This is a genomic window from Acinetobacter ursingii DSM 16037 = CIP 107286 (genome assembly GCF_000368825.1).
GTDB lineage: Bacteria > Pseudomonadota > Gammaproteobacteria > Pseudomonadales > Moraxellaceae > Acinetobacter > Acinetobacter ursingii.
In genome coordinates this window covers 95145-109009 of the sequence record NZ_KB849716.1, presented here as the reverse complement: position 1 = coordinate 109009, position 13865 = coordinate 95145, and the positions used below count along the sequence as shown (strand labels likewise).

The 13865-nt window shown below is 36.7% G+C and carries 13 protein-coding genes; 3 read left to right on the top strand and 10 right to left on the bottom strand.

Translation table 11 applies throughout. From position 1 onward, the window contains the following. Positions 1-97: 97 nt before the first annotated feature. The 8 genes from F944_RS05195 to F944_RS05160 form a co-directional block, all read right to left on the bottom strand. On the bottom strand, positions 98-538 hold the full coding sequence (locus tag F944_RS05195; RefSeq protein WP_004987768.1) for a MaoC family dehydratase: 441 nt from the start codon (positions 536-538) through the stop codon (positions 98-100). After that, the gene (locus F944_RS05190) at positions 538-2385 is read right to left on the bottom strand and encodes an ABC transporter ATP-binding protein (RefSeq protein ID WP_026039872.1); all 1848 of its coding nucleotides are present in this window, start codon (positions 2383-2385) and stop codon (positions 538-540) included. The genes F944_RS05195 and F944_RS05190 overlap by 1 nt, the downstream gene beginning before the upstream one ends. 12 nt (positions 2386-2397) lie before the next feature. Further along, on the bottom strand, positions 2398-3663 hold the full coding sequence (locus F944_RS05185; RefSeq protein WP_004987766.1) for a mechanosensitive ion channel family protein: 1266 nt from the start codon (positions 3661-3663) through the stop codon (positions 2398-2400). A 139-nt stretch (positions 3664-3802) separates the two neighbouring features. After that, a complete protein-coding gene (locus F944_RS05180; protein WP_004987765.1) occupies positions 3803-4339 on the bottom strand; it encodes a DUF2058 domain-containing protein in 537 nt (178 codons plus the stop codon). Positions 4340-4353: 14 nt separating this feature from the next. Next, the gene (locus F944_RS05175; RefSeq protein ID WP_004987763.1) at positions 4354-5028 is read right to left on the bottom strand and encodes a YoaK family protein; all 675 of its coding nucleotides are present in this window, start codon (positions 5026-5028) and stop codon (positions 4354-4356) included. Positions 5029-5050: 22 nt separating this feature from the next. Further along, positions 5051-6247, bottom strand: coding sequence for a serine/threonine transporter SstT (gene sstT / locus F944_RS05170; protein WP_004987761.1), 1197 nt, complete (start codon positions 6245-6247; stop codon positions 5051-5053). 139 nt (positions 6248-6386) lie between these two features. Further along, a complete protein-coding gene (locus F944_RS05165) occupies positions 6387-6701 on the bottom strand; it encodes an ArsR/SmtB family transcription factor (protein ID WP_004987759.1) in 315 nt (104 codons plus the stop codon). 506 nt (positions 6702-7207) lie between these two features. Then, positions 7208-7771, bottom strand: a complete 564-nt coding sequence (locus tag F944_RS05160) for a TetR/AcrR family transcriptional regulator (protein ID WP_004987758.1) — start codon at positions 7769-7771, stop codon at positions 7208-7210. A 314-nt stretch (positions 7772-8085) separates the two neighbouring features. On the opposite strand from F944_RS05160, the gene F944_RS05155 reads away from it, so the two are divergent. After that, on the top strand, positions 8086-8943 hold the full coding sequence (locus F944_RS05155) for a hypothetical protein (RefSeq protein ID WP_004987756.1): 858 nt from the start codon (positions 8086-8088) through the stop codon (positions 8941-8943). A gap of 15 nt (positions 8944-8958) precedes the next feature. Here F944_RS05155 and F944_RS05150 read toward each other — a convergent pair whose 3' ends face one another. Both F944_RS05150 and F944_RS05145 read right to left on the bottom strand, forming a co-directional pair. Further along, entirely contained in the window at positions 8959-9654 is a 696-nt protein-coding gene (locus F944_RS05150) for a YcbK family protein (protein WP_004987751.1), read from the bottom strand. 130 nt (positions 9655-9784) lie between these two features. After that, positions 9785-10783 (bottom strand): NAD(P)H-quinone oxidoreductase, encoded by a 999-nt coding sequence (locus F944_RS05145; protein ID WP_004987745.1) that lies wholly within the window; start codon positions 10781-10783, stop codon positions 9785-9787. A gap of 328 nt (positions 10784-11111) precedes the next feature. On the opposite strand from F944_RS05145, the gene F944_RS05140 reads away from it, so the two are divergent. Continuing rightward, positions 11112-12311 (top strand): MFS transporter, encoded by a 1200-nt coding sequence (locus tag F944_RS05140; RefSeq protein WP_004987744.1) that lies wholly within the window; start codon positions 11112-11114, stop codon positions 12309-12311. Positions 12312-12651: 340 nt separating this feature from the next. After that, a complete protein-coding gene (locus F944_RS05135; RefSeq protein WP_004987743.1) occupies positions 12652-13860 on the top strand; it encodes an efflux RND transporter periplasmic adaptor subunit in 1209 nt (402 codons plus the stop codon). Positions 13861-13865 lie beyond the last annotated feature (5 nt).

Sequence of the window (13865 nt, the reverse complement as noted above, 5' to 3'; positions counted from 1 at the left end):
CGTGGCTTTACATGTGCTTCGTTTAAACTGTTACATCTTGGCATGAAATTTAAAATAAAAATACTGAAATTGTTGGACAAAATTTCATGCCTATCATTTATACATTTTTCCTAAAAACGACAATTTTGGTAGTCGATATTAGTAATACATCACCGTTTTGATTCAATGCTTGTGTGATATAGCTCACAATACCACGATCATTTTTAGTTTTTGAAGGTACAATTGCAGTAATCTCAACTTCAACATGGATTTTATCGCCAGGGCGAGTAGGACGGGGCCAACGCAAACTTGATTCTGAGCCAATTAAGCCTCCTTGAATAGGAAAGCATTCTGTCCATAGGCGCATGGTGACAGCCGCAGTATGCCAGCCACTCGCGGCTAATCCCTGAAATATCGGACTTTTTTCTGCTTCTGCTTCATTTAGATGAAAAGGTTGGGGATCATATTGACCTGCAAACTGTTTAATTTCTTCAAGCGTCATTTCATATTCACGGCTAATGAAACGATCCCCAACGTTTAAATCTTCCAGATACAGCATTATTGTTTGTCCTCAACTTCATGTTGTTCAACTAAAAAACCGCCCGTTTGACGTTTCCATAACTGGGCGTATAAACCATCTTGTTCAATCAATTGTTCATGCGTACCTTGTTCCACAATTCGACCTTCATCCAAAACAATTAAGCGATCCATTTGCGCAATGGTGGATAGTCGATGTGCAATCGCAATCACAGTTTTATCTTGCATCAGTGCATCAAGGCTAGACTGAATCGCGGCTTCGACTTCTGAATCCAGTGCACTGGTGGCTTCATCCAAGATTAAAATAGGAGCATCTTTTAAAAATACTCGTGCAATCGCAATACGTTGGCGCTGACCACCTGAAAGCTTGACACCACGTTCGCCTACATAAGCGTCGTAACCTTTACGACCACGCATATCGGTTAATTGTGGGATAAAATCCTCAGCTTGTGCTTTTTTCACAGCTTCATAGATTTCTTCCCATGTCGCATCAGGTTTGCCATATTTAATATTTTCAGCCACGGTACGATGCAAAAGTGAAGTATCTTGAGTGACCAACGCGATATTGGCTCTTAAGCTATCTTGGGTTACATCTTCAATGTTTTGTCCATCAATCAAAATACGACCTTGGTTGAGGGTATAAAAATGTAAAAGCAATTGAATGAGTGTTGATTTTCCTGCACCTGAACGACCGACGACACCAATTTTTTCACCTGGGCGGATATTAAGATTAAAATGATCGATGACGTTCTTTTTATTGTAGGCAAAACAGACATCCTCAAATTTAATATTGCCTTGGCTCACGATTAAAGATTTGGCATTTGGTTTATCTTGAATATTCACTGGCTTGCCAAGCGTTTGCATCCCGTCTTGGATGGTACCGACATTTTCAAATAGCATGGATGTTTGCCACATCATAAATTCTGACATGCTATTGAGCTTTAAAATCATGGCAGTGGTAGCGGCAATAACCCCCAAACCCGCCTGACCATTCAGCCATAACCATACAGCAGTTCCAATCACGCCAATAAATAATACTGTGCTTAATAGGGTGGTAATGACTTCAAATAAAGTACCTAAACGCATTTGGCGAAATACAGTTTCCATGAATTCAATCATGGATTCTTTGGCATATTGACTTTCACGACCTGCATGTGCAAAGAGTTTTACGGTTTGAATATTGGTATAAGCATCGGTGACTCGTCCTGTCATTACCGCACGTGCGTCGGCTTGTTCTTCTGAAACCTTGCTAAGACGAGGAACAAAAAGGCATGTACTTAAAATAAATAAGCCGAGCCATATCGCCAATGGAATCAGTAAAATCGGCGAAACTGCACCCAGTACTGCACTTATGGTGATAAAATAGACAATGACATAAACCAATATATCGCCTAAAATCATCCAGAACTCACGTACAGCCAGAGCAGTTTGCATGACTTTGGAAGATAAACGTCCTGCAAAGTCGTTATGAAAAAAATCAAGCCCTTGTTGTAATAACAAGTTATGAAAACGCCAGCGTAATCGCATTGGAAAACTGCTAAATAAAATTTGATGTTTTACGATGGACTGCAAACAAACAAATAAAATATTGGCAAAAAGAATAAGCGTTAAAATAATCAGATGTTGCGTATGATTTTCCAGAAAATTACTGGGTTGACTTTGACTAAGCCAATCGACCAAATGACCAATTTGTGAAAACAGTAAAGCTTCAAAACTGGCTGCGCCTGCTGCACACAAAATCAACAAAAGCAAAAAAGGACGAACACCTTTGGTCGACTGCCATACAAATGCAAAAAAGGAAGTAGGCAATGGCTCGTTTAAATTTGTTTCAGGATAGGGGTTAACCAGTTTTTCGAACCATTGCAGCAGCATAATAGTCTCTTAATTTTTTTGCGTAAAATTCTCAACGATTATACCCGATGATAAAGATTTCACATCAGCACCTGATGGTGCTTGATAAATTCTTAATCCAAATTCTGGAATAATTGCGAGTAAATGATCAAAGATATCTGATTGTATCGCTTCATAGGCAGTCCATACAGTGGTATTTGTGAATGCATAGATTTCAAGTGGCAAACCATCACTGGTCGGCTGTAATTGACGTACTATCAAGGACTGATTTTGCGCAATTCCAGAATGTTGTTTTAAATAAAACTCAATATAGGCGCGAAATGTACCAAGATTGGTCAAACGACGCTGGTTATATACGGTCTGATTGCTCAGCTGATGATTAAAATTTTCCAGTTCAGATTGCTTGGTATCTAAGTATTGATCTAGCAATAAAAAATTCTTTAATTTCTCTTGTTCATGTTCAGTCATAAAATGAACACTGCTTTGGTCAATAAATAATGCTCGCTTAATGCGTCGAGCACCAGCTTCACTCATACCACGCCAGTTTATAAAAGTATCAGTAACTAGCTTATTGGTTGGAATGGTGGTGTATGTTTTGTCAAAATTCTGTACGGTCACCGTATGTAATGACATATCAATGACATCGCCATCCGCATTGAGTGATGGCATTGAAATCCAGTCTCCAATACGTACCATATCGTAGGATGAAATCTGAACACTGGCGACCAATGAAAGAATGGTATTTTGAAAGACCAACATCAAGATGGTTGCCATTGCACCAAAACCCGCGAGCAAGGTAAATACATCTTTTTTGAGGAATGTACCTAAAACCATCAAAGCGCAGACGATGAAAATCATCAACTTAACCAGCTGTAAATAACCTTTAATGGGTTTATTTTTAGCGTTGGGGTTGCGTTGATAAACCAGATTAAAGATGTTCAGCATTTCGCTGATCGCAAGGGCAATGGTTAAAAAGATAAAGGCTTGCGATGCCATCTGTACAAAAATAATTATTTTTTCAGATAGATGGGGAACAGTGGTAATGCCATTCATAATGACAATCGCAGGAACAATATTGGCAATACGACGAATCACACTATGCTGTGCAAAAATGGACTGGTTTGCGGATTTAATTTTGCTGATGAGTTTGCGAATACCACGAACAACCACTTGTTTCGCAACAAAATTGGCAATTACCGCTAAAAAAATAAGGATACCGAGTGACGTCAACATCTCAAGCCATGGATATTGATCAATCCAGTTTTCGACATCACGGAAAAGCTTTAAGAAATCCAAACCTTTACACCTTTGTACAAATGAATAATTGTGTAGAGTGTAAAGGCTTGGCTTTGTAACATTGTATAAAGATACTTTTTTTATACGATTTAAATCAGACTTTTTACAATAATAAAATCAAATATTTAACTCAGTAGAGTTACCACATTAAATCGTCTGGAATAACATAAGCCGCGTATGGATCTTCCTCATCGGTGGTTTGCTCATTGCTTTGAGCATGATTGACCAGAATAAATCCTTCCATCTTCTGGTTAATTTTATCAGCCAGTGCTTTAGGCAAATAGGCGTAGCTTTCCTGATCCTTTGCAATCACTAAACTACCAGACACTAAGGCATTATAAATAGTCTGAGAGATATAGACCTTTTTGACTTTGTTGTCGTCAATAAACTGGTAGGCGATATCACCTTCAAATTCTTTGATTTTATGTTGAGAAATCATCTGAATAATAGCTGCTTTTAATGCTTTTTCTTCTAACAGACGCTGTTTTTCCTGATTGAGTGCTTGATCCTTTTCAAGCTTGTCAAGCTTATTCTTTTCAATATTCGCTTTTAACTCGGCTTCATTACTTTGACCCGTGCGGTGTTCGTGTTGAGTTTGTTTATTCAACTTTTTTGCTTTTTTATTATCGACTAAACCTGCTTTAAGCAGTTGTGCCTGTAGTGCATTTTTAACCATAACTATTTCCAAAACTATTGATGCAAAGAAGAATGACGAAGATAAATGAACCAGTAAGCGATACTGAGAATCAAACTTAAAGTTGCAGGAACTAAAAAGGCCTGAATAGAGAGTAGCGGATGGATCAGCGCGGCAGCGACTCCACCCAAAAAGAATCCGATTAAAATCAGCAAATGCAAAGTAATACGGCGTTTGTCTAGCGGTAAACCTCGTGCTTTATAACCAAGAGCCAAACCAATATCGGTGAGAACTCCCGATAAATGTGTGGTACGAATAATTGTACCTTTATAGTGACTCACCATCGCATTTTGTATTCCCATGGCTGCACATGCCCAAAGTAGCCCATAACGAGGGAAATATGGAAGTAGCAACCACGAAATAAAAATAAATAAAGCCACCAGACTTAGTGGAATACCATAGCGACGACCTAACTGGAACTGACTATTTCCAAGTATAAAGCCACTATAAAATGAACCAAGTACGAAGCAAACAATAACAAAAACCAGATAAATAATATTATGGACTTTCCAGTCTACCAAATCCATTGCCAACATACTGACATTGCCTGTCATATGAGAAATGGATTGATGCAACACTGTAATCAATGACAATACGTTAATCATTCCAGCATTCATCGCGAGTAAAAAAGCTGCAAATTGCACCCAATTTGGTAAACTTTGAAAAGGCATAAGACCTCAACCTGAGCGATAGTTATTTTTTTGATGCAATATCAACCGCTGCTGTAAATATCACATCTGTTGATGAATTCAGTGCAGTTTCGCTTGAATCCTGTAATACACTAATCACCATGCCAATCGCAACGACTTGCATAGCGACATCAGAAGGAATACCGAATAAACCACAGGCTACTGGAATTAATAATAATGAACCGCCAGCAACACCTGAAGCACCGCATGCTGATACTGTAGCAACAATAGATAGAATAATCATAGTAAGAATATCAACATGAATACCTAAAGTATGCACGGCTGCCAGCGTTAATACCGTAATTGTCACTGCCGCTCCGGCCATATTAATCGTGGCACCAAGCGGGATAGCAACGCTAGCGGTTGCCTCATTTACCCCTAAACGTTTGGCCAAATCTAGATTGACTGGAATATTGGCTGCTGAGCTTCGAGTGAAAAATGCAGTGATGCCACTTTCTCTTAAACATTTCAGCACGAGAGGGTATGGATTTGAACGAATCACGATTGCCACTAAAATTGGGTTGATGACCAAAGCGACAAAAACCATAGTGCCTAATAAAACCGCAATTAACTGAGCATAATTTTTTAAAGTTGCCAAACCTGCATCGGCAAATGTCACTGCAACAAGACCAAAAATACCCAACGGTGCAAAACTAATCACCACTTGAATAATTTGATTCACCGCTAGCGATATATCTGTCAAAACTTGTTTAGTTGTATCTGAACTATGTCGTAAAGCAATACCCAAGCCAACAGCCCAACCCAAGATGCCAATAAAGTTTGCTTCAGCAATCGCTTGCACGGGATTTGCTACAAAACTCAGCAGTAGATTTTTTAAAATCTCACTCAGGCTACTTGCAGGCTGTAGCTCGGTTTGAGCATCAGCATTGAGATACAAAAAACTTGGGAAAAAATGGCTGGCCACAATCGCACATAAGGCAGCTAAAATCATGCCAACAGCGTACAAAATTAGTATAGGTCTTAGATTGGCATTATGACCCACTTTAAAATTGGCAATAGAGCTCATCACCAACACAAAAACTAAAATGGGAGCAACCGACTTTAATGCTTTAATAAATAACTCGCCAAGTAAACTTAAATAAGGCGTAAAACTTGGGAAAAATACAGCTACAAAAAAACCTAAAATAATGGCAATCAATATCTTGGTAACAAGACTCAGACGAGAAAAAATCGATAACATAAACAAGCCTTAGCGACATACAGCTAAATCAGCAAAAAAGTATTTTATACAGAATGACCTTGAAGCTTAAGTTTTTTTTAAAAGAGTTCAAAAAAATACTGAATTTAAAACAGTAAGGTAATGATATCCAATAAAAAATCTAAATCATAATGGGACAATAAAGACGATAAAGTGTGCCTAAAACTTCAACCATTTTTTGGTCTTTGATTGAGTAAAAAATCTGCTTACCTGCACGACGGGTATCGACCACTTCACTTTTACGTAACATCATTAACTGTTGCGAAAGTGTGGGCTGTGTAATATGTGTTCGTTCTTCAATCTGAGATACGTTGAGTTCTTCTTGTGCAAGATGGCACAAAATAAGTAAGCGATCTGTATTCGCCAGAGACTTTAAAATAGTCACAACCTTATCGGCTGAATTTCTCATCTGCTCGATTTGGAACTCTTTTTGCATCTTTTTACCCTCAATTTTACCGCGGGCATTAGTATAGAACGAATGCATCCAAATGACGTGAAATAAAATCTTAACAGGATTAATTTTACAGGAATTTTATAAAAATAATAACGCTACAAAAGCATAATTAGAACAAATCATGAGTGAATGCGGAAAATCTAAAAAGATGTCATTTGAAAAAAAAGTTGTGCTTTTCTAGAACTTATTTATAATAAGAAGCATTCATACAGACCTGTATGTATAACTTTATAATAATTTTAGATTGTTAAGTTTGATAAAACAAAGAGAGGGTACAAGCATGAAAATCAACATCATTATGTTTTCTAAGATTAGTACATAAATCTCCACGTATATGTACTAATAAATAAGAAGGCATAATTTAATTATGCACATTCAACTTTTTAAATAAATTTATTTTATTGATAAAGTTGCTTAGGTTTCAGACGCAAGCGTGAAATAAAACAATGATAAAAATAAAATAAGAATATCACTCACGCTTTATTTCTTTACATTTGTCTTTCAAATTCAATCAAACGTTCAACGCGGGCCCAATATTCATCAATATCAACTGAATCTTTATCAATTTGTGCTTGCATGGTCATCCCATCCAAAATACTCACCAGTAAATTGGCAAGAGAGGCAGTTTTTTTTATTTGAAGATGCTGCAATAAGTCAAGAATTGTACTAGTCAACCATTCTTTATATTCAAGTGCTGGACGAATGGTGGAAGGATAGATTTTAAAGACCTCTTCGACTGCTTTTTGAAACATACAGCCATTAAAATCATCAGTATGAAACCATGCCGAATACCAAAAATAAATCGCTTTAATTCGACCTAGAAAGTCATTTTCATTGCATGCGTCTAATGACGCAGTTAGAGATTCTTGTAAATTCATATTACGTTGATCTAAACATTCTTCGATCAGTCTGGCTTTTGAAGGAAAGTATTTATAAAAAGTCATTTTAGCAACACCTGACTCTTGAATAATACGATCTACACCAACTGAGTTATAGCTATTGGCGTTAAAAAGACGTAAGGCGGTATGAATAATGTCATCTTTTTTCGACATATTTTTGGATTCCTGCTAAATACATCATCATTTGGCGTACAGCGGCGATAATTAGATAATTTAGTAAATAATTTCTACAGTATAACATTTAAGTTAAAGCTTAAATGAAAATGTGATAAAAATTTAACCACTTAGCGTGGTTTTGTTACATTTATAAGATAATACGAACGATCAGCTCAAATAGCCGATTTTATTGCGTCTGATTTGCCATAACTTATTTATTTTTAAAATTTTTTATCGTTCATCGAGTTTGACTATAGATCAGTTATTTGTTTTTTTATATACTGAATACTCTGTATATGAAGTATAAATCCATGATTCAGAATCTTTCATTTACGCAATCTGAACACTCACGTACTGAAGCAATTGCTTTTATTCAAAATGCGATACCAGTTGATATATGGACATCCAATACAGAGTTAGTGAAACAGTTCAGAGTAGAGATTGATCAGCATGCTTTATTTGAGCACAATATTTTAAAAAATCTGAAAGCGCAACAGTTAGATCTACAACAGTTAAAAATAATACATATCAATTATTTAAATTGTATCGTAAAAATTTTTACCGATGCCTTGAGTATGCTGATTTTTCAAGCACAACAGTTGGAAAATAATTCAAATATTTATACTCAAAATCGAATTTTATCCAAAATTTATGCACGTTATTTGCTTTCTCTTAATTTACTGGATGAATTAGGATTTGATACTGCGCAACTTGAGCAGAGTTCTGCTGCGAAGTCTCATCTTGCTTATTATTTAAAAATTTTGGAAACCTTTGGTGCAGATCCTCTTTCTCAAAACAATATTGAATCTGAAGCTTTAGAGGTTCAAAGTTTTATTCGTGAACACTATGACAATTATTTAGCATTATTAGTTATTTTATCTATTACTGAAAAACAGGTCATTATTTTTAGTGAAGCCTTACATATTAATCTGAAAAAATTTGGTGAAATGTTTGATCAGGGCTATTACGCATGTCACGGTTTTGCCAATGATCAGGACAATCTAGCCAATGATGATAACCATGCGAATGATCTTTGGTCACTTTTCATTCAGGCGATTCACCCAGAAAATGAATCAGAACTACGTGACATTGCCCAGTGTTATTTAACACTTTGGCAAGCTTTCTGGACAAAAATGTACCAAATCACTCTAACTCCAGTAAAGATATAATGGCACATCTTTTTCTTAAGGGATGATCTCTGCGCAGATTGAACTGTGCCAGCTTAAATCAGGTCCCCAAGTCCGAAAGCCTTTGGTATCGATATGAATTTGACCTGTACTGTAGACGCCTAAACCCATATTATATTTTTGTCCTTCAGTTTGCCAAAATTTGCACAGTTTTAGCTTACTATTTGCGATGGCGATGCGATCATTTGCATTGGGAAATTCTGGACCTATGCGAAAGTCAACTGCTGCGTTTTGCATATGACTCGATGACTTCGCTCCATTTACACAGCTATTTAGGGTAGGGGAACGATAGCCAGAAGTCAGTTCGAAATCATCCAATATGCCATTTTTGACTAAATGCGATAACAAATTTAGAGTTGGAACAATATTCGGCCATACATTCGGTTCTGGCACATCGTATTCATCATAATGGCATTCTTGCCAACCCCGCGCTGAACGGAAAAATTCAAAATCTGGAGCAACGAGTTGCACACCTTGTTGCTGTAAATAGTATTTATAACTTTTCACTCGATCGGCATTACGCGGATGTGCAATCCAGACAAAATAAGAAACAGGCGTATGTTTATGTAATTTTTTAATTTCCGGAGTTTTAGCAATATTTTCAGGAAATGAGGTTCTTTGCGGGGATTGGCTACATGCGGTTAATCCTAAGATAAAAAGACTTGTACTCAATAAATATTTGACAGAAATCATGCAGGCATCTTAAATCTTGAATATTGTTATAATATAATACTTATTCATTTGTAGAGAAAATTTTCCTTTGCACTCGGTTCAGAATTTTATTTGAATAAAAGGGAGGTTGTGTTCCTCCCAAAATTATAAACTAGTTTAGTTCCAAGACAATTTTACCAATATGCTCACTTTGCTCCATTGTTGTATGTGCTTTCGCCACATCTTCAAATGCAAAGGTTTTATAAATAATAGGAAGGCTTTTACCTTGTTCTAATAATGGCCAAACCGTTTGCTTTAATGATTGAGTAATTTCAGCTTTTTCCTGATCAGTACGTGCGCGCATGGTTGAACCTGTGACTTTTGCTCGCTTTAAAATGAGTTGTTGTAAGTCAAACTCTTTTGCGATACGTCCACCCATAAAACCAAGAATAACCAAACGTCCATCTCGTTTAAGCAGATTCATATTTTGGGTAAAATATTTCGCACCCACAATATCCAAAATAACATCAACGCCTTTTTGCTCTGTTTTTTCTAAGACAACTTTTTCAAAATCATCTTTTTTATAGTTGATTGCTGTACTTATCTCGCTAAGTTCATCAACTTTCGCATCAGTTCCTACTGTACAAAAAGTCTGAATACCCAACGCATGGCAAATGGAGAGAGCGGTTGTTCCGATCCCGCTTGCACCCCCGTGAATCAAGGCAGTTTCTCCAACTTTGAGTTGACCAATATCAAACAGATTTGCCCACACTGTGTAATAGGTCTCAGGAATTGCTGCTGCTTGAACAAAATTTAAATTTTCTGGAATAATTAGCGTTTGAGTTGCAGGTACGATGCAATATTCTGCATAACCACCACCATTAGTGAGTGCACAAACTCGATCACCAATTTTAAAATCTCGAACATTCTCACCAATCGCAGCCACAATCCCTGCAACTTCAAGTCCAGGAATCGGGGTAACTCCTTTAGGCATAGGATAGAGTCCTTTACGCTGCAATACATCAGGACGATTGATTCCAGCAGCTTTGACCTGAATCAAAATTTCATTGGATTTCGGTTGAGGAGTCTCAGCTTCAACAATTTTTAAAACTTCAGGTTCACCCGGTTGTGAGATTTCGATATGTCGCATAGTGTTTGGCAGGGTGGTCATGGATAACTCCTTTATAATCTGAAAACTTATTAAATTTATGTTAAATTTATGAAGTTTATAAGCTATTGATTAAATATGAAATTTAACGTTTAAGGATTAGTTTACATCGTATATTACAATTAGTCAGGAAGATATATTGAGATTTTCATACGAATTACAATAGATGATTTTGTTATGAAATTTGCTGTTGGGTGCATTTTGAGTCCTTTTATTTGCGATAACGACCACCCGAAGACGATAAATCACTTTTAAATGATAATAGTTATCATTATAATTAAGGTTGAAATAATTTAAAATCATGCGAAATTAAAGATAGGTCAGCTAAAAAATGAATAATATTAAGGCGTTGTTTTTAAGTTATATGCTACTACAAATGGCTTTTATGATGATTTTACCAGCCATTGGACCAGTGATTAGGACACAAGGTCTCCAAGAATGGCATGCAGGTTTGATTGTCAGTCTTTCAGGTTTATTTTGGATGCTCAGTGCAAAATTCTGGGGACAGCGTAGTGATGAGTTGGGACGTAAAAAAGTATTATTACCGCTCACATTGGGTTTCTTTATCTTTTATTTGATATGGGCTGTTTTTATTGGTTACACACTGCAACACCCCTTAAGCATTTTAATCATGTTATCGGTGATGCTGATTTTGCGCTGTATTATTGCTGCTTTTTTCTCTGGGATCAATCCAGTCATGGTGGGTTATATTGCAGATCATTATGAACCTGAAGAACGTGCGTCAAAGATTGCCATGCTAGGTGCAGCGGCGGGTATTGCGGTTTTTTTAGGGCCTTTTATCGGAGGTTTGTTAGCGGGTTTAGATCTAAGTTTTGCTTTTTACTGTGCAGCAATTTTACCTTTATTTGCCTTGATGTTGACTTATTTTAAAGTACAGGAAAGTGACAGACTGGTTTTAGAGCTTTCTGAGAAAACACATCTAAAAATGACAGATTCACGCATCTGGTTTGAAGTATTGGTGATGTTCCTCACCATGAATTGCATTTTTACTTTTAATATGTGTATCGGTTTTTTTAGCAAAGACCATTTAAATTTAGCGACACAGCAACAAAGTGCGACTGTTGGCGGAATGACACTCAGTGCTGTCGGTTTGACTTTAATTATCGTACAAGTTTTGATCTCCAAGTTAAAACCTAAACGTCATCTATTCCTACTTGGCATAGGAATTTTATGCATGGCGCTTGGAACGATTTTATTTACACTTACTCAGGGTTTATTTTTCTTTATCTTCAGTGCTGTGATTATGGGTATTGGGGGCGGTTTAATTCTGCCGATGATCAATACCATGACTTCACTTGCTGTTGATGCTCATGAACAAGGGGCTGCATCAGGACTCATTTCTGCGGCACAGGGCCTGTCGATGCTGGTTTCACCATTGATTGCAACGCTGCTTTACCACTATAAAAACGAATTGCCTTACTGGATTGCTGGGATTCTATTACTGTGTTCTCTTATTTTTATTCCAAAACGTGTCAATGTTCAGAATAAATGGCTGATATCGGATCAATAGAGCTCATTGATCATTAGACTTCTTTCATAGTTATTTAAAAACCCCTTTATTTTCTTGCCATCGCTAGAGATAAGAGGGGCTTATGAAAAAAATTTATAGTCAATAAAAACTAAAAATAAAATTTAATTGGATTTTTTTGAAAAATTTAAGCTATTTTTAATAATAATGAGAATCGTTTATAAAAATAATATACAATTCCTTACACGAAGATTGAACCTTTTTCGCTGCTTCAAACGTCTTAGTTAATACAAATGCAATTTTCATCCCATTAAACATGCTTTAAAGGGGAAGCGGGATGAAGGTTATTTGATCAATATTGATATCGATTTAAGTGAATGTAATGATAGAACAACCGTTGAATGTTGAAAAAAAATCTCAAACTCTCCCAAAAAATACAAAATGGTTAGTGCTATTCGTAATTGTCATCTTGGCAATTGCCATAGCAATCTATTGGTGGAAATCGAATCAAGTTCCAATACAGGAATACAGCCAGTGGAGTAAACCTGTACCTGTACGTGTAATCCCTGTACAACGAAATGATATGCAATTTGAAATTAAAGCAATTGGGACAGTTATTCCAGCTCATTTGGTCAAAGTACAAAGTCAGGTATCGGGTGTTTTACAAAAAATTTATTTTAAAGACGGGCAATACGTCAGCAAAGGTCAACTTTTAGCCCAGATTGATTCAGCACCCTTTAATGTTGCTTTAGCTCAGGCACAGGGAACCCAACAGCAAAATCTGGCTCAACTGCGTAATGCTGAAAGTGAATTAAACAGATATCAATTACTTTTTAAACAAGATTCGATCGCCAGACAACAAGTTGAACAGCAACAAGCGTTAGTGAATCAGTTAAAAGGACAAATTCAGGCGAATCAGGCACAGGTCGATGCAGCAAAGTTACAACTTTCCTATACCCGAATTTATGCGCCCATTGAAGGTCGTGTCGGCTTTAAACAAAAAGATGCAGGAAATTTAATACAAGCCAATGAAGAAGCGGGGTTGGTCAGTATTACACAGGTACATCCAATTTATGTACAGTTTGTGGTGGCAGAAAATTATCTGGACATGTTGCGAGCTTCTGTGCAAAAGGGTCAGAAAGTTCAAGTTACTGCGTGGGATCGCTCAGAAAAAAAACAGCTTGCGACAGGATATGTGGAAGCACTTGATAATCAGATTGATACCCATACAGGGACTTTAAAACTCAAAGCTATTTTTGAAAATCTCGATGATGCGTTATTTCCAAATCAATTTGTCAATGTCCGTTTAAATGCTCAAACCATTCAAAATGCAATCAATATTCCCACAGATGCAATTCAAAACGGTGCTAAAGGGGCTTATGTTTATATCATTAATAAAGACAATAAAGCTGAAATTCGCATGCTTAAACTGGGGATGAGTTCGAATGGACAAACAGAGATTTTAGAAGGATTACAAGGCAATGAGCGAGTCGTTTTAGAAGGAATAGACCGTCTTTCTGAAGGTAAAGAAGCTCAAGTTGTTCAAGATGAAAAAGCGCCATCTGCAACAACAAAAACAGCACGTGGTTAAGTGCA

Coding starts and splice junctions, on each gene's coding strand:
- F944_RS05175 (WP_004987763.1), bottom strand. CDS start 5,028: ATGCCTTTTCAAAGTTTACCAAATTGGGTGCAATTTGCAGCTTTTTTA.
- F944_RS05160 (WP_004987758.1), bottom strand. CDS start 7,771: ATGTCGAAAAAAGATGACATTATTCATACCGCCTTACGTCTTTTTAAC.
- F944_RS05140 (WP_004987744.1), top strand. CDS start 11,112: ATGAATAATATTAAGGCGTTGTTTTTAAGTTATATGCTACTACAAATG.
- F944_RS05195 (WP_004987768.1), bottom strand. CDS start 538: ATGCTGTATCTGGAAGATTTAAACGTTGGGGATCGTTTCATTAGCCGT.
- sstT (WP_004987761.1), bottom strand. CDS start 6,247: ATGTTATCGATTTTTTCTCGTCTGAGTCTTGTTACCAAGATATTGATT.
- F944_RS05150 (WP_004987751.1), bottom strand. CDS start 9,654: ATGATTTCTGTCAAATATTTATTGAGTACAAGTCTTTTTATCTTAGGA.
- F944_RS05155 (WP_004987756.1), top strand. CDS start 8,086: ATGATTCAGAATCTTTCATTTACGCAATCTGAACACTCACGTACTGAA.
- F944_RS05165 (WP_004987759.1), bottom strand. CDS start 6,701: ATGCAAAAAGAGTTCCAAATCGAGCAGATGAGAAATTCAGCCGATAAG.
- F944_RS05145 (WP_004987745.1), bottom strand. CDS start 10,783: ATGACCACCCTGCCAAACACTATGCGACATATCGAAATCTCACAACCG.
- F944_RS05180 (WP_004987765.1), bottom strand. CDS start 4,339: ATGGTTAAAAATGCACTACAGGCACAACTGCTTAAAGCAGGTTTAGTC.
- F944_RS05135 (WP_004987743.1), top strand. CDS start 12,652: ATGATAGAACAACCGTTGAATGTTGAAAAAAAATCTCAAACTCTCCCA.